The sequence below is a fragment of the Halovulum sp. GXIMD14793 genome, from assembly GCF_054457435.1.
The window spans coordinates 1-23,438 of record NZ_JBTLNE010000041.1; the positions used below are offsets into that span (position 1 = coordinate 1).

Annotated in this window: 21 protein-coding genes; 8 read left to right on the forward strand and 13 right to left on the reverse strand. The window is 59.2% G+C overall.

The genetic code is table 11. The annotated features are described in order from the left end of the window. Window positions 1-121 precede the first annotated feature (121 nt). The 4 genes from ACW9UQ_RS12480 to ACW9UQ_RS12495 all read right to left on the reverse strand — a co-directional run bounded on the left by ACW9UQ_RS12480 (window position 122) and on the right by ACW9UQ_RS12495 (window position 3,846). Window positions 122-634: a hypothetical protein gene (locus tag ACW9UQ_RS12480; protein ID WP_458931349.1), complete on the reverse strand. Its 513-nt coding sequence runs from the start codon at window positions 632-634 to the stop codon at window positions 122-124. 382 nt (window positions 635-1,016) lie between these two features. After that, window positions 1,017-1,955 (reverse strand): carbohydrate kinase family protein, encoded by a 939-nt coding sequence (locus tag ACW9UQ_RS12485; RefSeq protein WP_458931350.1) that lies wholly within the window; start codon window positions 1,953-1,955, stop codon window positions 1,017-1,019. Next, a complete protein-coding gene (locus ACW9UQ_RS12490) occupies window positions 1,952-2,293 on the reverse strand; it encodes a hypothetical protein (protein ID WP_458931351.1) in 342 nt (113 codons plus the stop codon). Before ACW9UQ_RS12490 ends, ACW9UQ_RS12485 begins: the two co-directional genes overlap by 4 nt. Window positions 2,294-2,457: 164 nt before the next feature. Next, window positions 2,458-3,846, reverse strand: a complete 1,389-nt coding sequence (locus ACW9UQ_RS12495) for an L-serine ammonia-lyase (protein ID WP_458931352.1) — start codon at window positions 3,844-3,846, stop codon at window positions 2,458-2,460. A 148-nt stretch (window positions 3,847-3,994) separates the two neighbouring features. On the opposite strand from ACW9UQ_RS12495, the gene rpiA reads away from it, so the two are divergent. The 6 genes from rpiA (at window position 3,995) to ACW9UQ_RS12525 (ending at window position 9,996) form a co-directional block, all read left to right on the forward strand. Then, a complete protein-coding gene (gene rpiA / locus ACW9UQ_RS12500) occupies window positions 3,995-4,795 on the forward strand; it encodes a ribose-5-phosphate isomerase RpiA (RefSeq protein WP_458931353.1) in 801 nt (266 codons plus the stop codon). Next, window positions 4,792-6,141: a glutathione-disulfide reductase gene (gene gor, locus ACW9UQ_RS12505; protein ID WP_458931354.1), complete on the forward strand. Its 1,350-nt coding sequence runs from the start codon at window positions 4,792-4,794 to the stop codon at window positions 6,139-6,141. Before rpiA ends, gor begins: the two co-directional genes overlap by 4 nt. Window positions 6,142-6,211: 70 nt before the next feature. Continuing rightward, the gene (gene hflK, locus ACW9UQ_RS12510) at window positions 6,212-7,354 is read left to right on the forward strand and encodes an FtsH protease activity modulator HflK (protein WP_458931355.1); all 1,143 of its coding nucleotides are present in this window, start codon (window positions 6,212-6,214) and stop codon (window positions 7,352-7,354) included. After that, window positions 7,351-8,226 carry a protease modulator HflC gene (gene hflC, locus ACW9UQ_RS12515; protein WP_458931356.1) on the forward strand — a complete coding sequence of 292 codons (876 nt, stop codon included), beginning with the start codon at window positions 7,351-7,353 and terminating at the stop codon, window positions 8,224-8,226. Before hflK ends, hflC begins: the two co-directional genes overlap by 4 nt. Further along, entirely contained in the window at window positions 8,213-8,404 is a 192-nt protein-coding gene (locus ACW9UQ_RS12520; RefSeq protein WP_458931357.1) for a DUF2065 family protein, read from the forward strand. Before hflC ends, ACW9UQ_RS12520 begins: the two co-directional genes overlap by 14 nt. Window positions 8,405-8,586: 182 nt before the next feature. After that, a complete protein-coding gene (locus ACW9UQ_RS12525; protein ID WP_458931377.1) occupies window positions 8,587-9,996 on the forward strand; it encodes a DegQ family serine endoprotease in 1,410 nt (469 codons plus the stop codon). Window positions 9,997-10,050: 54 nt separating this feature from the next. Here the strand turns inward: ACW9UQ_RS12525 and ACW9UQ_RS12530 are convergent, their stop codons facing one another. Then, complete coding sequence (locus ACW9UQ_RS12530) at window positions 10,051-11,121, reverse strand: calcium-binding protein (RefSeq protein ID WP_458931358.1); 1,071 nt, start codon at window positions 11,119-11,121, stop codon at window positions 10,051-10,053. Window positions 11,122-11,301: 180 nt separating this feature from the next. On the opposite strand from ACW9UQ_RS12530, the gene ACW9UQ_RS12535 reads away from it, so the two are divergent. Together ACW9UQ_RS12535 and ACW9UQ_RS12540 are read left to right on the forward strand one after the other, a co-directional pair. Further along, on the forward strand, window positions 11,302-11,625 hold the full coding sequence (locus tag ACW9UQ_RS12535) for a 2Fe-2S iron-sulfur cluster-binding protein (protein WP_458931359.1): 324 nt from the start codon (window positions 11,302-11,304) through the stop codon (window positions 11,623-11,625). Beyond that, a complete protein-coding gene (locus ACW9UQ_RS12540) occupies window positions 11,622-12,365 on the forward strand; it encodes an FG-GAP repeat domain-containing protein (RefSeq protein ID WP_458931360.1) in 744 nt (247 codons plus the stop codon). The genes ACW9UQ_RS12535 and ACW9UQ_RS12540 overlap by 4 nt, the downstream gene beginning before the upstream one ends. A gap of 52 nt (window positions 12,366-12,417) precedes the next feature. Here ACW9UQ_RS12540 and glmM read toward each other — a convergent pair whose 3' ends face one another. The 8 genes from glmM to ACW9UQ_RS12580 all read right to left on the reverse strand — a co-directional run bounded on the left by glmM (window position 12,418) and on the right by ACW9UQ_RS12580 (window position 23,356). After that, entirely contained in the window at window positions 12,418-13,755 is a 1,338-nt protein-coding gene (glmM, locus tag ACW9UQ_RS12545) for a phosphoglucosamine mutase (protein ID WP_458931361.1), read from the reverse strand. A 7-nt stretch (window positions 13,756-13,762) separates the two neighbouring features. Beyond that, a complete protein-coding gene (folP, locus tag ACW9UQ_RS12550) occupies window positions 13,763-14,758 on the reverse strand; it encodes a dihydropteroate synthase (RefSeq protein ID WP_458931362.1) in 996 nt (331 codons plus the stop codon). Continuing rightward, window positions 14,755-15,687: a dihydroneopterin aldolase gene (locus ACW9UQ_RS12555; RefSeq protein WP_458931363.1), complete on the reverse strand. Its 933-nt coding sequence runs from the start codon at window positions 15,685-15,687 to the stop codon at window positions 14,755-14,757. Before ACW9UQ_RS12555 ends, folP begins: the two co-directional genes overlap by 4 nt. Before the next feature lie 179 nt (window positions 15,688-15,866). Continuing rightward, entirely contained in the window at window positions 15,867-16,751 is an 885-nt protein-coding gene (locus tag ACW9UQ_RS12560; RefSeq protein WP_458931364.1) for a cell wall hydrolase, read from the reverse strand. Window positions 16,752-17,024: 273 nt separating this feature from the next. Further along, entirely contained in the window at window positions 17,025-19,553 is a 2,529-nt protein-coding gene (locus ACW9UQ_RS12565; RefSeq protein WP_458931365.1) for a putative PEP-binding protein, read from the reverse strand. A gap of 160 nt (window positions 19,554-19,713) precedes the next feature. Next, window positions 19,714-21,969: a glycine--tRNA ligase subunit beta gene (glyS, locus tag ACW9UQ_RS12570; RefSeq protein ID WP_458931366.1), complete on the reverse strand. Its 2,256-nt coding sequence runs from the start codon at window positions 21,967-21,969 to the stop codon at window positions 19,714-19,716. Continuing rightward, window positions 21,969-22,415, reverse strand: coding sequence for a DUF6446 family protein (locus ACW9UQ_RS12575; protein WP_458931367.1), 447 nt, complete (start codon window positions 22,413-22,415; stop codon window positions 21,969-21,971). Before ACW9UQ_RS12575 ends, glyS begins: the two co-directional genes overlap by 1 nt. Beyond that, complete coding sequence (locus tag ACW9UQ_RS12580; RefSeq protein WP_458931368.1) at window positions 22,412-23,356, reverse strand: glycine--tRNA ligase subunit alpha; 945 nt, start codon at window positions 23,354-23,356, stop codon at window positions 22,412-22,414. Before ACW9UQ_RS12580 ends, ACW9UQ_RS12575 begins: the two co-directional genes overlap by 4 nt. Window positions 23,357-23,438 lie beyond the last annotated feature (82 nt).

Below are 23,438 nucleotides of genomic sequence, written 5' to 3' on the forward strand. Positions count from 1 at the left end.
CACCTTCGAAGCGCTTTTCAAATCCGTTGCACAAACATGCGACCTCTTCCCACCAGACGAGTGCCGAAATCTCTTCAAGGCTGCCGGGTATGTTGCAGATTAAATGGACGGTGCTCTAAGGTCAAGACATCAAACTTTCATATTGCCCCACACGGCACAAGGCCAACTTAGCAAGCACCCCATCCCCGTTGCTGTCAAACACCAAGGCCAGCGCCTCCATATCCGACCCCGCCGTCGGGTCCCACTCGGTGAACACATATTGCCGCTTTTCGACAATAGCGTTCTTCCCGTCCGGGTCATAGAACAACACCCCGTCACCAGCCCCGGCCCAGGCCGTCCGGTTCTTCAGGCCATCCCCGGTCGCATCCATATAGATGCTCGAATTCTGCGCTTCCGTGATCGAAACACCATCACCGTCAAGGTCCAGCAGAACCGGCTGCGGACCTGTATAGCGCGGGTCATCATGCGAGCGGCCGTGCGGGTCTTCGTTCGGGCTACTATACTTCTTGCCACCCTTCTTCGAAGACCCGCCATACGTATCGTCAGACGACTTACCTTTCGCCTTCTTCGACCCACCATCATAAGACCCGTCCCGCACCCGAGACGGCGGCGAAGGCGGTGGGTTGGCGTTCATCGAATACCGACGTGCAACCTGCGCAACCGAAACTACCTATTCCTAAATGCCCCGGAATGGCGTGGCCTGCACAAGTTTTGGTCTCTGACGATTTTTATTGAACCCGCGATCGATATTCTCGAAGAACGCCTCATTCAAAGATGGCTCGACCATGGCTTAACCCGACAGAAAGCTCAGGAACGCGCATTGGGGAATGACCTTGTTAACGCTCAACTTATCTCTCAGAAAAGTGACAGATCAGCCATCGACTTAAAGTTGGTATAATTGGCATCGCTTCAGGCCCTTAACTCAGGTCCTGTCATGTTTCCATTCTTGGTAATTTTTGCCCGGCTCAATATCCGATGGTTTTAGGATCAGGCGTCGAAAGACAGAATTCCTAAGTCTAGCTAGATGTTTCAACTTCATTTAACCAAGGTGGATTGGCACCTGCGCGGGATACATTTATCGCAGCAACTCTGGCCGCAAAACTGAGCGCTTCTTCTAAGCTTGCGCTTTGGATATTTTGCAGGGCTTCCTTACTCAATAAACCAAGCTCTTGCAGCTTGGCGATAAAGCCTGCGTTAAACGTATCACCTGCGCCAACTGTATCAACGACAGCAACCTTTGGCACAGGAGCAAAGGCTGTCTGTCCTGACAGAGTTTTTGCCGTAGCCCCAAGATGACCACGTGTCAGGATCACGACCGATGCTCCAGCGCTCAGAAGGGCATCTGCCTTTTCCTCCAGCGATTGGGTGCCCGGATAAATCCAATTCAGATCCTCGTCCGAGACTTTGACAATATCCGCACGCGAAATCATCGCAAGCAAACGGGTCCGATAGGTATCGACATCCTCAACAAAGTTTGGCCGCACATTCGGGTCCAGAACAATCACGCGATTTTTTGCTGCCATTTCACACAATGATCTTAGGGCATCTCCGACCGGGTTCTGACACAGGCTGATACCCCCAAAATAGAGCGCTGTTATCTCATCCGTCAGGTCGGGCAAATCACTTTGCCCCAACATGCGCACCGTCGAGTTATCGTCGTAGAAGGTATACGATGCCTGGCCTGCCGAAAGCTGGACAAAAGCAAGGGGGGTTGGGCGGTCTGACACCACGGCAAAACGTGTATCAACATGGCTGACGCGCAACGCGGCATCCAGTTGTCGGCCTAGAAAATCCGAGGAAAGTCCTGTGAACATCCCGACCTGCCCCTCAAGCCGACCCAGAGCAATCGCCGTATTGAACACGGATCCACCGGAATGGGGTGTAAATCCCGGTTCGCCCTCGACGCTTTGCATCGGGATCATGTCAATCAGCGCTTCGCCGCAGCACAGGATCATCGGCCGACCGCCCGCGCAGGATGCGTAAGGACTTCGCCCACACCGCTACTCTCTGCCACATAGCTTTCCGTACTTTGCGCACACTCTGACAAACAAAGCATCTTCAGCCGATGTGCACACGAAACACTCTTTGTCGGATCGTCATGGATCGCGAGCGCTTCCAGCCCGTTCAGCAACGCGCGCCGCGCCGCACAGGCCATCTCAGCAAGGGTTTTCCAACTTGGATCGTTGGCAACAACCACAGAACCGTCCTCCCACATCCGCGCCCAACTTGCCTTGACCATCGATAGGCCGTCAATATCCTCATCCCTCGCCACAAGATCACGCAGGATCGACAATACAGAACCTTGGTGATGAGCCGAACGGCGCAATCGGATTGAGAGCATATTCGACCGACCCAGGGATCGGCGGCGCGTGGCAACCCAATAAAACAGGTGTTAAAGACACCCTTTCTGCCATCCCATTCGTGGCTTCCCTCGTTTAATGGCTGTGGATCCTGAGCCTAACAATCCGGCACATTTACCGCCAACCCGCCCTGCGAGGTCTCTTTGTATTTTGCGTGCATATCGCGCCCGGTCTGGCGCATCGTTTCGATACAGGCATCCAGTGAAACCAAATGCGTGCCATCCCCCCGAACCGAAAGCGAGGCTGCCGAAACGGCCTTGATCGCACCCAATCCGTTCCGTTCGATGCAGGGTGCCTGGACCAGGCCTTTGATCGGATCGCAGGTCATTCCCAGATGATGTTCCAGCGCGATTTCGGCAGCATTTTCGATCTGTTGCGGCGTGCCGCCCAGCACGGCGCAAAGGCCCCCTGCGGCCATCGCAGCGGCTGAGCCGACCTCTCCCTGACATCCGACTTCGGCGCCCGAGATTGAGGCGTTGGACTTTATCAGCCCGCCAATCGCCGCAGCAGTCAGCAGAAACTCTCCGATCCGCTCGCGCGTCGCACCGGGCACGTGATCCAGATAGTATCGCAAAGTCGCTGGCAAGACACCGGCGGCCCCATTGGTGGGGGCCGTGACCACCTGCCCGCCTGCGGCGTTCACCTCATTGACGGCCATGGCATAGGCCGACAGCCAGTCGTTGATCGTGTGCGGCGCGGCCAGATTGCGCCCCCGCTCGGCCTGCAGCGCATCGTGGATCGCTTTGGCGCGGCGGCGGACATTCAGCCCGCCGGGCAGGATGCCATCCTCGGACAGGCCCTGATCAATGCAAGCCTCCATCACGGACCAAATCCGCTCCATCCCTTCCTTCAGACCGGAATGACCCGCCGCAGCTTCATTGCGGCGTTTCATCTCAGCGATGCTCAGCCTCGATGTCTCGGCCATCTCCAGCATCTGGGCGGCCGTTGCGAAGGGATACGGCACATTTACGTCTTCGGCGGGTACGTCGCCGCGTGACATCTCTCTTGCGGTCAGGACAAACCCGCCGCCAACAGAATAATACGTTTCCTCAGCCCAAAGCGTTCCGTTGCCATCATAGGCCGAAAGCACTATACCGTTGGTGTGACCGGGAAGCGGCGGGCCAAAATCGAACACGATGTCCTGCTCTGGGGCGAAGGTCAGCGTGCCAAGTCCTTCAACGTGAAGCTGACCGGTGCGCAAGATATCCGCCTCTGCCTGACGGGCGCGGTCAGCATCAAAAGCATCCGGTACGAACCCGGCCAGACCAAACATCACCGCCTTGTCGGTCGCATGCCCCTTGCCGGTGAACGCCAGCGATCCATGCAGACGACAGCCCAGCCGTGCCAGCTCCCCTGCCCCGGGGATTTTCTGCCCGCCATCCCGCAACAGATCCAGAAACTGTGCAGCCGCAATCATCGGTCCCATCGTATGAGAACTGGACGGCCCCACGCCGACCTTGAACAACTGGAAGATACTCAGAAACATGGCTTTGGTCTTTCATTCCGCGCTATCTGCACCTGCCGCACAGCATTTGACGATCCGACCCGCATTACGCAACCGAGAATCGCCTCGCGCCCGGGGAATACAACCGTTATTGTCCGACGCAAACCGACATAAAGACCGGGTGCATACCATGATTAACCGCCTCTCTCCGCCAGAACGCGCCAAGCTTTATTCCGCATATCACGCTATGAGCCTGATCGAGGACGGAATGAAGCTGGGCCTTGGCACCGGCTCTACCGCAGCCTGGCTAGTGCGGCTTCTGGGCGCGCGCAACAAGATTGAAAGCATGGTGATCCGGGCGACGGCCACCTCGTCTGTGACAACGGAGCTGGCGCAGCGTGTGGGTCTGGAAATCAGCGATCTGGACGATCTGGGTCGGCTGGATCTGACCATTGACGGCGCGGATGAGTTTGATCCCCTGCTCAGCCTGATCAAAGGCGGCGGCGGCGCATTGCTGCAGGAAAAGATTGTCGCCATCGCATCGGACCGGATGGTTGTGATCACCGATCCGTCAAAGCGTGTAGAAAAGCTCGGGGCCTTTCCGTTGCCGGTCGAAATTGTCCAGTTCGGACGCGAAACAACCCGCGCCATGATCGAACAACGTCTTGCCGACAGCGTGGGGCCAAAGGACACCGCCTGGCGGATGGACGGCGATGCGCGATTTGTCACCGATGAGGGTCATGCCTTGCTGGATATCCATATGGGGCAAATTGATAACGTCGACGCGCTGAGCGAGGCATTGTTGTCCCTGCCCGGCGTGGTCGAAACCGGCCTGTTCATCGACATTGCTGACACAGTTGTGATTGGCGCGCCCTCTGGTGAAGCCCAGTTCGTCTATGCGGATGAGGATGATGAAATGGCGGATATCGACGATATGGACCGGTTGGACGCGTTGATGACCGCCCTGGCAGACCTGGAGGACAATGCGTGAGCGATTATGACCTGTTTGTCATCGGCGGCGGCTCGGGCGGTGTACGCGCCGCCCGCTGGGCCGCAATGGCGGGCCAGAAGGTGGGCCTGTGCGAGGAGTTTCGCTATGGCGGCACCTGTGTGATCCGCGGCTGCGTACCAAAAAAGCTGATGGTGTTCGCATCTGGCTTTTCCGAGATGGCCGAAGACGCACGCGGCTTTGGCTGGGACTTGACCGCAGGCGCGTTTGATTGGCCCGGTTTCATCGCCAAGAAAGATGCCGAGATTGATCGCCTGGAAAAGGCCTATGCCGGCAATCTGGAAAAAGCCGGGGTCGAGATTATCCGTGCGCGGGGCACAATCGCCGGTCCGAACACCGTGACCTTGTCCGACGGCCGGTCGGTAACGGCCCGCCATATTCTGGTGGCCACGGGTGGCACACCGTTCCTGCCAGTTCTTCCGGGGATCGAACATGCGATCACGTCGAACGACATATTCGACCTCAAACAACAGCCTGAGCGCATTCTGATCGTTGGCGGCGGTTATATCGCCTGCGAATTCGCCGGGATCATGAACGGTTTGGGGTCAAAGGTGATGCAGTTCTATCGCGGCACCCAGATATTGCGCGGCTTTGACAATGAGGTCCGCGATCACATCGCCGAGGAGATGCGCAAGAAGGGCATCGACCTGCGTGTCGGGCATGATGTGACACGGATCGAGAAAAACGACACAGCGCTAAAGGTGCATGGCTCGGACGGAACGCAAGACGATTTCGATGTCGTTCTTTATGCGACGGGCCGTAAACCCAATTCTAAAGGGCTTGGTCTGGCCGAGGCTGGGGTAGAGCTGGCATCGAACGGCGCAGTCAAGGTGGACGCCTATTCGGCAACGGCGGTGCCCTCGATCCACGCGGTCGGCGATATCACCGACCGTGTGGCGCTGACACCCGTGGCGATCCGCGAAGGTATGGCTTTTGTTGAAACCGTTTTCAAAGATAATCCAACCCCCGCAGATCACGACTTGATCCCGACGGCCATTTTCACCCAGCCGGAAATCGGCACCGTCGGCCTGTCTGAGGAACAGGCGCGAGACACGCATGAGGTAGAGATATACCGCACAGCGTTCCGCCCGATGTTCCACGCCTTTGCCGGGCGTGATCAGCGCATGCTGATGAAGTTGATTATCGATAAACCCTCGCAAAAGGTGCTTGGGGTCCATATCATCGGCCCGGCGGCCGGTGAAATGATCCAGATGGTCGGCATCGCCGTAAAAATGGGAGCAACCAAGCAGGATTTCGACCGCACAATGGCGGTGCATCCCACCGCAGCCGAAGAACTGGTGACGCTGCGCGATCCGGTTCGCGGTTGACCTTGAACTCCAGGATCGGGATATACAGTTAGGTTGCAACGACCTGGACCAGAGCAACAAGGATCGGACAATGCCGATATTCAAGATGTCAGGCGGCCCCTGGGGCGGCGGCGGCAATAACGGGGGCGACGGACGCGGCCCATGGGGTGGCGGTGGCGACAATGAGGGCGACCGCGAACCGCCGCGCCGCCCTGGTGGCGGCAATCGCCCACCCGATATCGACGATATGGTCCGCAAGGGCCAGGAACATCTGCGTGTGCTGATGGGCGGGCGCGGCTCTGGCGGGGGCGGCGGTGATGGCGGCAGCGGCATCGGCAAGGGTGGTGCGGTTCTGATCGCAATTGCCGTTCTGGGCCTTTGGCTGTTCAAGTCCTTTTACACCGTGCGGCCCGATGAACGCTCGGTTGAGTTGTTCCTGGGCAAATTCAGCTCCATCGGCCAACCTGGCCTGAACTTCGCACCCTGGCCGCTTGTAACCTATGAAAAGCTGGTGGTTGAGCGTGAGAATACCATCGAGGTCGGCGGTCGCGGAGACGACGGCCTGATGCTGACCGGAGACGAAAACTTCATCGATATTGGCTTTGATGTGGTCTGGCGTATCTCTGACCCCAAGAACTTCCTGTTTAAGATCGCAGATCAGGAAGACACGATCAAAGCAGTCTCTACCTCCGTTATGAGGGAACTAGCGGCACAATCAGAACTGTCCGAAATCCTGACCATTGGCCGTCCTGAGTTAACGCGCAACGTCCAAACAAACATTCAGGAAGCTTTGAACCAGTACGAAGCCGGGGTTGAGATTGTGCGTGTCAACCTTGACAACGAATTCGTCCCCGATGCGGTACGCGCTGCCTTTGATGACGTGCAGGCCGCCGAACAGGAACGGGTCACCTTGCGCAACAAAGCGGACGCCTATGCCAACCAGAAACTTGCTGGTGCGCGTGGTCGACAGGCCGAATTGCTGGAACAAGCCGAAGGATACCGTGCCGAAGTGGTCAACCAGGCGAAAGGTGAGGCAAGCCGCTTTAGCGCCGTTCTGACCGAATACCTGCAAGCCCCCGAGGTGACCCGAAAGCGGCTTTATCTGGAAACCATGGAAAAAGTCATGGGTGCCATCGATAAGGTAATCATCGATCAGCAACCAGGTGGTGGTCAGGGTGTCGTCCCTTACCTGTCGTTGAATGAACTGCGTCGCAACCCCGGAGCGAGCCAATGAACAGGACATTTATCTTCATCGCCGTTCTGGTAATCGTCGCGGTCACAGCACTGAGCTCTGTATTCGTTGTGGATGAGCGGAAAAAGGCGCTGGTCATTCAGTTTGGCCAGATCAAACGCCCGGTTGAAAAACCCGGTCTCGCCTTCAAAGTCCCGTTCATTCAGGAGGTGGAGTATTTCGACGCCCGTATTCAGTCGCTGGACACCCCGTCGGACATCTTTACCCTGTCTGACAACCGGCGTCTGGTCATCGACGCCTTCGCACGGTGGCGCATCGACGACATTATTCTGTTCCGCCAGCGTGTTGCTGGTAGCGTCGACAACGCTGAACAGAAGCTGCAGGATATTCTGCGAAACTCTTTGGGTGAAGTTCTCGGCAACGTGCCATCGAATGATGTTTTGTCTGCCGACCGTGCAACGCTGATGACCAGCATTCGCAATGCCTCCATCACACAGGCCCGTGAGTTTGGGGTTGAGTTGATTGATGTTCGGATCAAACGCGCAGACTTCACACCAGAGCTGCGAACAGAGACATTCAACCGAATGAAGGCCGAACGTGAAAGAGAAGCCGCGGACGAGCGCGCGCGGGGCCAGGAAGCCGCACAGCGCATCCGGGCACTGGCGAACAGGACTGCGGTTGAGCTGGTCTCGGAGGCACAACGTGACGCTGACGTCATCCGCGGTGAGGCTGACGCAGAGCGCAACAAAATTTTCGCCGAAGCCTTCGGAAAAGATCCTGAGTTCTTTTCCTTCTACCGCTCTCTTCAGGCCTATGAAAAGGCCTTGCAACAAGGCAATTCCTCGATGGTCATGGCACCAGACAGCGAGTTCTTTGAGTATCTGAAAACGGACACGCAGCGTGACGCTGAATGACCTGATCCTGGGTCTGGGCTTTGTCGCTGTGTTCGAGGGGCTGGTGCTTGCACTGGCCCCTGGTCGTTTAAGCGAGCTGTTGCGCATACTGGCCGAACTGCCCGTCGAAACCCGCCGCTGGATGGGTCTGGGTATCCTTTTGCTGGGTGCTTGCCTGTTATGGCTGGCCCAAACCTAAGCGTTTGCGGCATTGCCAGCGACGTAACAACCGGTAAACTAGAAGTGCAAATCTGACGGAACTGATTGCATTCGCTGCGACGTATTACACATCACAAGCTAACTTGTTCTCATAGTGGAGGGTTCCTCGTGAACGCAAACACCAATCGAATTGCAAAGGCAGAGACGGTTACCAGCAACGCCATGTTGCGCCCGCTTGCCTTTGCTTTCCTGACCATTGCCATGCTGATCGCCAGCCTTCAGGCCGTATTTGCCCGGCCCGACAGCTTCGCCGATCTGGCCGAAGAACTAAGCCCAGCAGTGGTCAACATCACGACGACGACCATCATGGCTGATGGGCTGGGCCAGATGCCGCAGGTTCCCGAAGGCTCGCCGTTGGAAGACTTCTTTGACGATTTTATGGATCCCGGGGAACGCGACCGCCAGCGTCGCGGTTCGGCCCTGGGATCTGGTTTCGTGATCTCGGCCGATGGTTATATCGTCACCAACAACCATGTGATTGAAAGCGCCGATGAAATCCTTGTTGAATTCTTCGGCGACGGCAAGGAACTACCGGCCAAGATCATCGGCACCGACCCCCGGACCGATATCGCCCTGCTGAAGGTAGAACCTGACGCCCCCCTGCCCTTTGTGCAGTTTGGTGACAGCGATGCCGCCCGCGTCGGCGATTGGGTACTGGCCATCGGTAACCCGCTGGGTCAGGGGTTTTCGGTCTCGGCCGGGATCGTGTCCGCGCGCGGCAGGTCACTGCAGGGGGCCTATGATGACTTCATCCAAACAGATGCTGCGATCAACCGCGGGAACTCCGGCGGGCCGCTCTTTAACATGGATGGGGATGTGATCGGCGTGAATACCGCAATCCTGTCACCCACGGGTGGGTCCATTGGGATCGGGTTCTCCATGGCCTCGAACGTCGTCACCAATGTGGTCGATCAACTGAAAGAGTTCGGCGAAACACGGCGCGGCTGGCTGGGTGTCTCGATCCAGGACATCACCCCGGATGTGGCCGAGGCGCTGGGTCTCGATACGGCAAAAGGCGCGTTGGTCACGGATGTGCCCGATGGTCCGGCCAAAGATGCTGGCATCCTGTCTGGCGACGTGATCCTGAGTTTTGATGGCGCCGACGTTAAGGACACAAGAGCATTGGTTCGTATGGTCGGAGAGACCGATATCGGGGCAAAAGCACGCGTTGTGATCTTCCGCGAGGGCAAAACCGAAACCGTGCTTGTGACCCTTGGCCACCGCAAAAGTGCCGAAGAGGCGCTAAGCGGTGACACAGGCGTCAGCAAGGACATCAAGGAACTGACCATCCTTGGCATGACGCTGGCCCCGCTGACACCTGAGTTCCGCGAGAAATATGGCGTGGACGAGGACCTGCGCGGGGTGGCGCTGACCGAGATAGATGAAGCGTCCGAAGCCTTTGAAAAGGGCTTGCGCGCCGGTGACGTGATCACCGAGATCGGCCAGCAGCCGATCCAGGTGCCCTCCGACGTTGAGGCACGGCTGAAAGATGCGAAGGAGGCTGGTCGCAAATCAGTGCTGATGCTGGTCAATCGCGGCGGCGCACCGCGCTTTGTCGCGATCACGCCCTGACGCGCCTAGCCCTATACCAATCGAAAAGGCACCCATTTCGGGTGCCTTTTTTTGTCAGAAGATGAAATCATCCGCATCCATCTGATCAAGCGTAACATCCTGCACCAGGATCGTGCTGTCTTCATCCAGGGTGATCACGACCCCCGCTTCGGTCTCGGCCATATCCAGCCCTGCGAACCCGCCCGCAACGCCGCGCAGCACGATGCGATCCTGCCCGTCCTCAAAATCCGTAATGCGGTCATTTCCGGGCTGATTACTGCGGAAGACAAACCGGTCTGCCCCCCAGCCGCCGGTCAGCACATCGTCGCCTGCGCCGCCGCGCAGCCGGTCCGCCCCCTCACCACCATCCAGCCAGTCATTGCCCCAGCTTCCGGCCAGCACATCATTGCCGCGATGCCCTTCGATCCGGTCATCACCGCGCCCGCCATGCAGGCGGTCCGAGCCATTGGATGATACCAGCAGATCATCGCCCCCGCCGCCACGGGCGACGCTTCCCTCGGACCAGACACCCAGCCGGATCACATCATCACCGTGCCCACCGCGAAGGTCATTCGTACCACCGTTATCGATCAATATGTCATCGCCGGACCCGCCCCGGATCACATCATCGGTGCGCCCGCCATGCAGAATGTCATCGCCGCCACGCCCCAGCAGCACCACCGGACCATAGGTCGGCAATACCATTCGACCTGGGTCGAACACATCCGCCCCAGCCCCGCCGATAAATCTGAACCCGTCCGATTGCAGCAGATCAGCCAGCGCGGCACCGATATCGGCAAAATACGTATCAAAAGCCCCCGCCAGCGGGTTATCCAGATAGGTTGCTACAGTCAGCCCGGCCCCCAGATCCAGCATACCGATGACCTGCATCTGCCCGTCGACCATTCGGCCATAGGTGACCCCTGTAACCGTTACCGATCCATTGGTCAAAGAACCGACCTCTACCATGACGCCAAACTCTGAATAGCGCAGGCTTTCCTCGGTTATCCAACCACCCATTTCCGGATCAAAAAGGATTGTCCCCGATGCATTGACAGGCGCGTTCAGGAACACATTCGGGGCAAGCGGCTGATCCAGCGGCGAGCGGATGTGAAAACCGATATCGGTGGCACGGATGGTAAGCATGGAACTCTCGACCTTCTTTAACTGGCCGGAAAGTCCCACAGGTTTTCATAAAATTCAAAACATCCCTTAACCTTTGGTTAACTGAACAAAGTGTTACCCCAACCTGCAAAGCGGCAGGCGCGGCTTGCAAATCTGGGCAAAGCCACTAAATCTCCGCCCTGCGAGAGATAAGGACCGAAGATGGCAAAGATTACCTATGTTGAGCATACAGGCACCCGCCATGATGTTGAGGTCGCCAATGGCATGACCGTGATGGAAGGTGCGCGCGACAACAACATCCCCGGCATCGAAGCTGATTGCGGCGGCGCTTGCGCCTGTTCCACCTGCCACGTCTATGTTGATCCCGAATGGGTCGAAAAACTCCCCGCCAAGGACCCGATGGAAGAGGACATGCTGGATTTCGCCTGGCAACCAGACCCGGCGCGGTCGCGTCTGACCTGCCAGCTGCGCGTCACGGATGATCTGGATGGCCTGATCGTTCAGATGCCGGAGAAACAGATTTGAGACTGATCGCAGCCCTGTTGTTGCTGGCGGCCCCGCTTTCGGCGCAAACCGAAAGCCAGCGCGTCGGCGTGACAGACGGCTACCGGATGGGCGCTTATTTCGACGACGCGACGACCCGCTATGATCATGCTGTTCTTGGCGATGATGTCGAATATGGTCGACTGGTCGCAGCGGTGGAGCATATGGAGGCGGTCCTGGACCTGCCTGCAGATCGCGTGTTCGAGGATATAGAGCCCCGGATTGCAGATGTCGACGGCGACGGCAGGCCGGAAATCATTGTCGTGGAAACCGACATGGCCCGCGGCGCGCAGTTGGCGATTTATCGCGCCCGCTTTGTCGACGGGTCGCGCGCAACACTAACCAAAATCGCAGCAACCGATCCGATTGGCCGCCGCCACCGCTGGCTGGCCCCGGCGGGCATTGCCGATTTCGACGGCGACGGGCAGGCGGATATTGCATATGTGGAAACGCCGCATCTGGGCAAGGTGCTGCGTATTGTGACCCTTCGCGGTGGCAAGCTGGTGCAAATTGCCGAACTGTCCGGCGTCACCAATCACCGGATTGGGGATGCTTTCATCTCGGGCGGGGTTCGCCATTGCGGGAACGCCCCAGAGCTGATCCTTGTCGATGCTGCGTGGAGTCAGATCCTGAGCGTGACACTGACCAATGGAAAGCCAAGCATCCAGGTTGTGGGTCCGTTCGATGATGCTGCCATGGCCAACGCGCTTCCCTGCCCTTGATAAAGGCAGTGTCGCCCCCTTCGCGGCAGAAGGGTAACGGCAGCAAAGACCGCTAACCCTGCGCCACCTCTGCAGCAATAGCGCCCACGACCTCCTTCAGCAGGTCGACATCCTCGCATTCGCCCATAACGCGGATCAGCGGCTCGGTCCCGGACTTGCGGATTAGCAACCGCCCCCGGTCGCCAAAGCGGGCCTCGCCATCGCGGATTGCGGCCTGAACAGCCTCACGGGACAGCGGGTCGGCGGTGGCTTCAAAGCGCACATTCTCCAACAATTGCGGCACAGGCTCAAAACTGCGCGACAGGTCCGAGGCACGCTTGCCACTGGCTACCATTGCAGACAGAAACTGCAACCCGGCGATCAGACCGTCGCCGGTGGTGACATAATCGGTCATCACGATATGGCCCGACTGCTCTCCGCCCAGATTAAAGCCACCGGCACGCATCGCTTCGACCACATAGCGGTCACCGACAGCTGTGCGTTTCAGATGCAGACCACGCCCATTCAAGTACCGCTCCAACCCCAGATTGGACATCACCGTTGCCACCAGCGTGCCCTGCGCCAAGCGTCCCTGGTCAGCCCACAGACCTGCAATCAGCGCCATAAGCTGGTCGCCATTGCAGACCTTGCCTTTTTCATCCAGGATCATCACCCGATCCGCATCGCCATCCAGCGCGATGCCAAGATCAGCGCCATGCGCGACAACGGTTTCTGCCGCCAACCGGGTGTTGGTCGACCCGCACTCCTTGTTGATATTGTAGCCATTGGGCGCAACGCCCAGTGGGATCACCTCGGCCCCCAGTTCCCACAGGACCTCAGGCGCGGTGCGATAGGCCGCGCCATTGGCGCAATCAACGACAATCTTCAGGCCCGACAGTCGCTGGTCGGAGGGAAGCGTTGTCTTGGCAAACTCGATATAACGCGCCCTGTCGCCATCGATCCGGTTCACGCGGCCAATATCGGCAGCCTCGGCCAATTCTGTCTCACCATCCAACAAGGCCTCGATCTCAAGCTCTGCCTCATCGGACAGTTTGAACCCATCGGGACCGAAGAATTTGATGCCATTGTCATGATAAGGGTTGTGAGAGGCCGATATCATCACCCCCAGATCCGCCCGCATAGAGCGTGTCAGCATACCCACAGCAGGCGTCGGCACTGGCCCCAGCAGCAGCACATTGGCCCCGACCGAGGTCAGGCCCGCCGTCATTGCATATTCCAGCATATAGCCGGAACGCCGCGTATCCTTGCCGATCACCACCCGGTGTTTGTGCCGTCCATGTTGAAAATACCGCCCAACAGCGGCGCCCAGACGCAAGGCCATCTCGGCCGTCATCGGATGTGTGTTCGCAAGGCCGCGAATACCGTCGGTGCCGAAATATTTTCTGCTCATGTTGCCCTCACAGCATGGCCTGCCACAAACGGACGGCCTGTTTTGTCTCGGCCATATCATGAACTCGCAGCGTCTGCACGCCCTGACGCGCGCCCTCAAGGGCAATCGCGAGGGAGCCGGGCAGGCGTTTCATCGCCTCTGGCGCTTGCCCGATCTGCCCGATCAGCCGTTTGCGCGACACGCCAAGCAGGATCGCGCAGCCGAGCCCGTGAAACAGGGACAGCCCCTGGATCAGGGCCAGGTTATGCGCCTGTGTCTTGCCAAAACCGATGCCTGGATCAACGATGATCCGTGCACGCGGGATGCCGGCAGCCTCGCAGTCGGCAATCCGCTCGGCCAGGCTGTCATAGACATCCAGCAACACGTCATCATAGCGCGGGTCCTCCTGCATGGTCTCAGGGTCGCCGCCAGAATGCATCAGGCAGACCTGCACACCGGTTTGAACTGCAACACGCAGGCTTTCTGGATCAAACTGCAAGGCCGAGACATCGTTGAACACACCCGCCCCAGCCGTAATCGCAGCCTGCGCCACAGCAGCCTTCCGAGTGTCAATAGAAATCGGGATATCGCTGATCCGGCGCACCGCTTCAATCGCGGGCTGAGTTCGGGCGATTTCATCCTGCGTTTCGACGAAACTTGCTCCGGGGCGTGTCGATTCTCCGCCGATATCCAGAATATCCGCACCTTCATCAATCAGGCGCTTCGCATGTGTCAGCGCATCCGCCCCGTCGCCGTGCCGCCCTCCATCCGAGAAACTGTCGGGGGTCACATTCAGGATGGCCATGACCCGCACCTGATCAAGGCTAAGACCACAGATCGGCGGGCGTTCTGCTGTCAGACGCTGATAGACATCATCCGGCAGATCGGCGGCCGGGATAACCTTTGCCACAGCGTCACGTGACAGGCATTCCACCTCAGCAAAACGCACCGGTCCGCCCGCTAGCGGCACCGCCGAAGGCTGGGCCCGGTCGGTGGTTGCAATCGGCCGATAATAAGTTGTCATTCAGCAAACGCCTCGGGGGTACCTGGCGCATGATGTTGGGCCCCGTCGGGCATCTCGGCCCCGCCGATGACATGCACGGCCCGTGCCCCCAGCGTTTTGCCGATCCATAGGGCCAGCTGAGGGACCGAGGATATGTCAGGGCGCGGCACAGCTGCCGTCAGCAGGCGCTGCGGTGCCCAGACCACTGTCTGGCCAGCGCGCAGGGCAAAATCAATCTCGGTCCTTGTATCGCCGACCAGTATTCGGGGGTCTTGTGCGGCCAGATCCCAGCAGCTTTGCTCGATGGACAAAAGCATCTGGCGCAAGCCGGGCTCTCCGCTCAATGCGGAGGCAAAGCCGGGCTGCGGTGGCACGCAGATCACTGCCGGGCCATCATCGACAATGAAATCCAGCCAATGGGGCAGCGTCGGAGCGGCCAAAGCTTCGGATGACAAGAAAACCACCCTTGGTGCCCGTGTCGCCTGCTTGGGTTCATCAGGTTCGGTCACCGGCGCTATACTGGTGGCCCCATCGGGCAGACGACTGCGCACGATCTCTACCCCCAGCGCGCCAGGGATGCGATCCAGTTTCTCGATCCGGATAAAAACACGAAACGCGCGCGGGTCCTGCAGGATTTGCGCCGCCAGACGCTCGGCCAGGGTTTCCAGCAGGTTGATCCGCTGGGCGGCCAGAATGTCGGTGATCGCCTGGGTAATGGCGTCATAAGACACCACCTTGTCTACATCGTCATCTGCAGCGGCGGAATGGCTGGCGATTTCCAGCACAACATTGAAACGAATGCGCTGCGTCACACCACGTTCGGACCGAAACGCGCCGATTTCCACCTCGCGCACATGATCGCGGACCGAGATACGATCCAGCAGTGCCGTGCCACCGGTTGCCTTGGCCCGGGCCATCGGCGTTTCGAAGGCCATAGAGGTTTTGTCCATCAGCGCAGATCCCCAATTTCAGGGATAAGTCCTAGCGACAAGAAATCGCAGGTTCAACCGCAGCCTAAAGCGTTTCGAGTTTACCTTGAGACATCACATAAAATCGAAACGCATACACCATATAGGCTTATCACTGCGTTTCAGGATAATCTTTTGTCTCAGGTTTATCCCGAAACGCTTTAGTTCATCGCCGTTTGCGAGGCACGTCGATAAAAGACATGCACGCCGATTTGGGCGGTGCGGGTCAGGCGACGCGACCAGCCAGGCTGCACCTGAGTGGTATGGTAATGCGTCGCGCCATCGGTCAGCGTACGTTTGTGTCCATCCAGCATAACGCGCGCCACCTTGCCAACGCGCTCATACGCTTTCGGTTCCGAGAACCGCTCTGGCAGACCATCGCATTTAAAAGAAAACTGGCAGGCATTCCGGCGCGATGATCCCTGATTAACCACGCCACAAACCGTGTCGGGATAGCGCGCGGATTCGACCCGATTCAGGATCACTTCGGCCACCCCCATCTGTCCCTTCAGATTTTCGCCTCGAGCTTCAAAGTACAGCGCTTCGGTCAAACATGCCCATTCAGCATCGCCAGTGGCCGGCGGCAGGTGGTCCATACGCTCGATCTGAAAGCCGCGGGTTTTCAGTCTAGAAATATCCTCAACAGCATCCTGCGAAAGGGAATAAAGCAGTCTGGTATCGATATCCTGCGCCGAAAGGGCAGCAATCGCGGTGCCTGCATCTCTGCTCAACTGACGCGGCGGGCCAAATCTGGTCGGTGAAAGCGCAGCTCGATAGGCGATACCATCATTCGGTAGCAGCACCGGCAGTTCTGACATCCGCTGCTGCTGGTCAACGACAGAGATCTGCTCAGCAACTTTATTCGCCGTCTCAGGGCTGCGAAGCGGCACTTCCATCACAAGAGGCGACCAGGACAGAACACGCGCATTGCGCATGTCATAATGCGCAGTCGGAGATACCGCAGAAAGCGACAGAAAAGCCGCTGCGGCAATTAAAAAGGCTTGTGACCGCCGCAGAAGCTGTGGGGCTTTGACGTAGCGTACCATTGACCTTACCTCTGCTTCACCCAAAACAATGGCGAACCTTGTTGCACCGCAACGATGCTGAGATTGCGCAGCTTATGACCCGCTAAAATGCAGAGAGTCTACCGAAAAAGGCTTACCGGTGATGGGCCGCCCGGCCAAGGAATGATGACCAAACCAAAATTATCTTTCAGAGTCATGGGGATTCCACAAAGTGTTGAGGTTTATAAACACATGGGACCAAAATAGGCGATGTGACAATTTACACCTCTCTACGTACAGAGGAGGCCCCAAACTCTATACCCGATTCGCCAAAATGGCCGCCTGTGCTGATGCCAGCCGCGCCGTCGGCACCCGGTAGGGAGAGCAGGAAACATAGTCAAACCCGGCCAATTCACAGAACCTGATCGAGGCTGGATCACCGCCATGTTCACCGCAAAGACCAAGCACCAGTTCAGGGTTCTGTTCGCGCCCGCGCCGTGCCGCCATCAGCATCAACTCTCCTACACCTTCAAGGTCCAGGGTATGAAAGGGATCTTCGGGATAAACACCTTGCGCCACATAATCGCGCATGAAACGCCCGGCATCATCGCGGCTGAGGCCATAGGTCATCTGGGTCAGGTCATTTGTGCCGAAGCTCAGGAACTGGCTGGTTTCAGCCAGATCACCGGCGCGCAGCGCGGCACGCGGTGTTTCTACCATCACGCCAATTCTGAAGGTCATACGCGCACCACGCTCCCGCGCGATTGAGGCCGCGACAGCCTCGACCCGTTTGGCGATCAGTTCCACCTCGCGGTTGGCCGATACCAGCGGGATCATGATCTCGGGGATGACCTCGGCCCCTGCCCGCCCTCCTGCGGCAAGGGCGGCCTCGAAAATCGCGCGAGCCTGCATGTCGTAGATTTCCGGCATGGTCACACCGACACGCACGCCGCGCTTGCCCAGCATAGGATTGACCTCGGCCAGCGCCTTGGTCCGCGACAGGATTTTCTCAACCGGCAGACCCGTCGCTTGGGCCAGCGCCCTGGCGTCTTTTTTCCTTTGCGGCAGAAACTCGTGAAGCGGCGGGTCCAGCAGGCGGATCGTCACTGGCTGTCCGGGCATACATTCAAACAGTTCCTCAAAGTCAGCACGCTGCATCGGCAGCAGACGATCCAGCGCGCGCTGCCGTTCATCCGTCGTTTCCGCGATGATCATCTCACGCATTGCAGTGATCCGGTCGCCGTCAAAAAAGGTGTGCTCGGTCCGGCACAGCCCAATCCCATCCGCCCGAAAGCGCCGTGCCATCTGGGCATCAAGCGGCGTATCGGCATTGGCGCGCACCTTCAAACGCCGCGCTCCGTCCGCCCAAGCCATCAACGTTTCAAATGCCTCTGTCATGGAGGCCGGGCGCATCTTCACCTGCCCCGCCAGCGCCTCCCCGGTTGTGCCATCCAGCGTCACCAGATCACCGGCTCGAAACTCCCGCCCATCAGCGGCCCGAAGAATGCCGCGGGCGGCATCAATCCGCAGGTCGGAGGCCCCCACCACACAAGGCACGCCAAGGCCACGGGCAATCACCGCGGCATGGCTGGTTACCCCGCCCGATACCGTCAAAACCGCCGCCGCCACATGCATGCCGCGAATATCCTCGGGCGTGGTTTCGTTACGCACTAAAATCGCGGCTTCACCCTGCGCATGGGCAGCCTGCGCCGCCTCGGATGAAAAACAGATCGGGCCACAGGCCGCACCAGGGCTGGCCGCAACCCCCAGCGCAAAAACATCACGCGCCGCATCCTCGTCAATCTGCGGATGCAGGGTTTCGGCCAGTTGGCGCGGCTCGATCCGCATCAGGGCCGCATCCCGGTCGATGACCTGCGCACGCGCCAGATCAACGGCAATGCGGATTGCCGCCGCCGCAGACCGCTGCACCGGCAGATAGTCCGTCAGCCAAAGACGATCCCCTTCGACCGTGAAGTATAGCGCCTGCTGATCGCCAGTGGCATCGCGCAACCGTGCGGCGGCAGGTGTCAGTGCTTCGGCGACCTCGGGCGGCATGCCGTCACAGGGCAAGGGACAAAGGTCCCTCCGGCCACGCCGTGCCATATCCGGACCCTGAAGGTCGCTCAGAAACATGCCAGCAGGCGCGGCATGCCCGACATCGCCGTCAACCAGTTGAAACTGCCCAACACCGCCCGCGCCCAGCCCAAAAACCATCCGCTGCACAATCAGCCCCATCCCGGCATCGTCCGGCGCGCCACTGGCCTGGCGCAGTATCTTGGTCGAGGGCGCATGCCAGGCCCGGGCCATCACGGTGATGGCGGCGCTCAGCTGCACGGCCGGACCCTGCGGAAAGGGCGCGTCCAGTTCCTGCTCATAAAGGGCAAGTGTCGCGTCGATCAGACGGCGCGCGGAAGCCTCGGTTAACGCTGCCTTGTCTTCGCGGTCGTGATAAAGCGCCTCGAAATCCTCGGCCTCCAGCCCATGGATGCGCGTGCCGAACGTCTGGATCAGGCGGCGATAGGACCGCAGCGCCGGGACCATACCAATCGCATCGGCCAGCTCCGGCAGCGTGTCTTCGCAAATTCCCAGATTCAGAAACGCCGGTGGTCCCCCCCAAAGCGGATCACGGGGGGAGGAGCGCAGCGCAATGAACCGCCCCGGCAAATCCGGCGGCAGATCCGGCACGCCGTTTTGCGCCACAGCATCAACGCACCCCTCCGTCAGTGCAAGCGCCGGAGGCACCGGCAACCCCAACCGTGCCGCCACCGCCAAACGCGCCGCGCGCGCGCCAACTTCGGCGTCGGCGGGCAAAGCGTCCAGCGGGTGATAAAGCGGCTCGCCCAAAGCGGCCTCCTGCGATCTAGGGTGCAGCGCAGCATAGGCAGGAATTTCCGGGGCGCAATGGGGTTGGTATTGGCGATTGGTCGACACCAACCCAACGGGAAATGCACCACGGGCCGCGTCCGGGCTGTTCGCCCGTGCAGCACAAACTCAACCGCTGCGCCTACCCCTCAATGGACGAGAAGACCGCGACACGGTTCATCACCGCCCTGATCCGGTGCAGCAGACACAAGCGGTTGCGACGCACAATCGGGTTCTCGGCATTCACCGTCACCTGATCGAAAAACCCGTCAATCGGCGCGCGCAGGCCCGCCATGGCTGTCATTGCAGCGGCAAAATCCTCGGCTTCCAGCGCTGGGGTGATCGCGGCTTCGGCTGTGTCGAGGGCGGCGTACAGTGCGGTTTCCTCGGCCTGCTCGGCCAGTTTCGGGTCCGGGTCCAGCGAGTATTCGACCCCGTCCTTCTTTTCCTCGACCTGCAGAATATTATTGGCCCGCTTGTAACCCGCCAGCAGGTTGGCGCCATCCTCGGTGCCGAGGAACGCTTGCAGCGCCTTCACCCGGTTGACCAGAAGCACCAGATCATCCTGCCCACCGAGGTCGAAACAGGCATCAATGACATCGTGGCGGATACCCTCGTCGCGGAGATGGACCTTGAGGCGGTCGGCGAAGAAGGAGAGGAGGTCAGAGGCTACCGTAGCTGGCCGTTCTATCTTAATAGTAAAAATGTCATCTTTTTCAAAAAGGTTGCCCTCGGCGAAAAAATTCTTTCTAGAGATTCGAATATCCCAATCAGAATACTTTTCGTCGACCTCATCATAGCTCTTAATTTTTTGCCGCTCTTCACCACGACTTACAAATGTACTACCCTGCTTGATTTTCTGTTCGATTTGGATTTTAGCAGAATTCACAACAACTTGGAAAATAAAGACTGAGAAATTATTCTTCAGTAATAGGTTTACCACGCCTAGGGCCGCCCGCCGCAGCGCATAAGGGTCCTTCGAGCCCGTCGGCTTCTCGTCAATCGCCCAGAACCCCGTCAGCGTATCAATCTTGTCGGCCAAAGCAACGGCAACGGACACCGGCTCTGACGGCACTTCATCCGAGGGGCCCAAGGGTTTCCAGTGCATCTCGCAGGCTTGCGCCACCGCCGGGTCATGGCCCGCCTTCTGCGCATAATACCGCCCCATGATCCCCTGCAGTTCGGGGAATTCATAGACCATTTCCGAGGCCAGATCGGCCTTGGCGATCCGTGCGGCCTCTGCCGCCTGATCCGGCTTAGCCCCGACCAGCGGGGCGATCTCCCGCGCCAGTGCCGCAATCCGCTCAATCCGCTCGGCCTGCGTGCCCAGTTCAGCGTGGAAGGTGACGTTTTCCAGCGGTTTGGCCATGCCGGTCAGGCCGTTCCGCTCCACCGTGCGCAGGTCATTCTCCCAAAAGAATTTCGCATCCGCCAGACGTGCGGCCAGCACCTTGCTGTTGCCCGCAAGGATGGTCGCCCCATTGTCCGAGGTTTCCCGGTTGGCAACGGTGATATAGCGTTCGATCCAGCCGGTCTTGGGGTTCTTTACCGAAAAGAACTTCTGATGCTCTTTCATCGAGGTTTGCAGCACCTCTGGCGGCAGGTCCAGAAAATCTGCGCCAATCTCTCCCATCAGAACCACGGGCCATTCGACCAGCCCGGCCACCTCGGCCAGGAGGCCCTTATCCTCGACCAGGTCCAGACCCTGGGCAAAGGCCAGTTGTTCCGCGTCATGCCAGATGATCCGGGCGCGCTCCTCGCCATCCAGAATGACGTGATGCTTGCGGAGTTTTTCGGTGTAATCCTCGAAAGAGGTCACGGCGATGCTGGCCGGGGCCATGAACCGATGCCCCTCGGTCCGGTCCCCTGCCTTGATGCCGTCAACCTCCACCGGCACCACCTTTGCCCCCTCTTCGTCGGTCAGGATGCAAAGGATGGATTGCAACGGCCGGACCCAGCGCAAAGCTCCGCTGCCCCAGCGCATGGATTTCGGCCAGGGGAAGGTGCGGATGGTCGCCTCCAGCACCTCGGCCACGATCTCTGCGGCGGGGCGGCCTTGCTTTTCGACCACGGCGAACCAGACAGCGCCCTTCTTGTCCTCGCGCTGTTCAAGATCATCCTGGCTCAGCCCGGTGGAGTGCAAGAACCCCTCCAGCGCCTTCTCCGGGGCATCCACGCGCGGACCTTTCCGCTCTTCGCGTAGGGTGGGTGACGAACCCACCAATTCCGCGACGCTCAACACCAGGCGGCGCGGTGTGGCAAAGGCGGCGGCGTCGCCATAGGTCAGGCCCGCCTCGACCAGACCATTGGTCACCAGCTTTTTCAGATCAGCCGCCGCGCGCGCCTGCATGCGCGCCGGGATTTCTTCTGAAAACAGTTCGATCAGCAAATCGGGCATCAGTTTTCCCTGTAATGGCGCCACATATAGGCGCGGCCATCCGGATAGACGGCAATCATGCGGTGAATTTCATAACCCTGCGCGCCGGGCTGTGTTTCGTCAGCGGCCAGATAGGCCACGGCTTTGCCTGCCTCAATATCCGCAGACAGGCCGTGGGCGTCAAAGCAGTCGAACCAGCCGGGGGCGACCAGCGGTTCGGGGTCTTTTGCCAGCGGAACACCCTCAAACGCTGCCGGATCCACCTTGAAACAACCGCGCAGTTTGTTGGGCGAGGTATCGGCGTCAATCCCAGTATAGTCCTGCACCGCGATATCCCGACCCTGCACCGAAACGCTGGTCAGCCCATCGACCCGCAGGTAATAGGCGTAGATCTGAAAATACCATAAGGCGGCCGCGAACACGGCTGCAAAGATCACCATCCCGCCTGCCAGAATGCGCCCGCTCATGCCGCCTGGCCACCCGCCTCGGTCTGAACAAAGGCATCCGCGCAGGCCTTGGCCAGCGCACGCACCCGCCCGATATAGGCCTGCCGTTCGGTCACCGAGATCACGCCGCGCGCATCCAGCATGTTAAACACATGGCTTGCCTTGATGCACTGATCATAGGCCGGGTGGGCCATGATGATGCGTTTGCCGGTCTTGGGGTCCTCTGCCGGTTCGGCCAGGATACGCGCGCATTCAGCCTCGGCATCCTCAAAATGCTTCAGCAGGGTGTCGGTATCGGCGACGTCAAAATTCCAGCGCGAATACTCTTCCTCCGTCTGGCGGAAGATATCGCCATAGGTCAGCGGGATCGGTGATTGCGGGTCATTGAAAGGCATCTGCATCACATGATCAACGCCAAGGATATACATTGCCAGCCGCTCCAACCCATAGGTCAGTTCGCCCGAGACCGGGTGGCAGTCATACCCGCCGACCTGTTGGAAATAGGTGTATTGGCTGACCTCCATCCCGTCGCACCAGACCTCCCAGCCCAGCCCCCAGGCGCCCAGCGTGGGGCTTTCCCAGTCGTCCTCGACAAAGCGGATGTCGTGGATCTCCATGTCGATGCCGATGGCCTGCAGGGACCCGAGGTACAGTTCCTGCAAATCCGGCGGGCTGGGTTTGATCAGCACCTGATACTGATAGTAATGCTGCAACCGGTTCGGGTTCTCACCATAGCGCCCATCGGTCGGACGGCGCGAGGGCTGGACATAGGCCGCCGCCCAGGGCTGGTCGCCCAGACTGCGCAAGGTGGTGGCAGGGTGAAACGTGCCTGCCCCGACCTCCATGTCATAGGGTTGCAGGATGGCACAGCCCTTGCTGGCCCAGTAGGTCTGCAAACGCAGGATGATTTCCTGAAAACTGCGCGGTGTGTCGATGGCGGCCATGGCGTCTTTCCCTGACATTTGGACCGGGTCTTAGGCCGCGCTGCGACGCGCGTCAAATGTCAGGTGGGTCTTACGGGCCAGAACTGCGGACGCGGGGCAT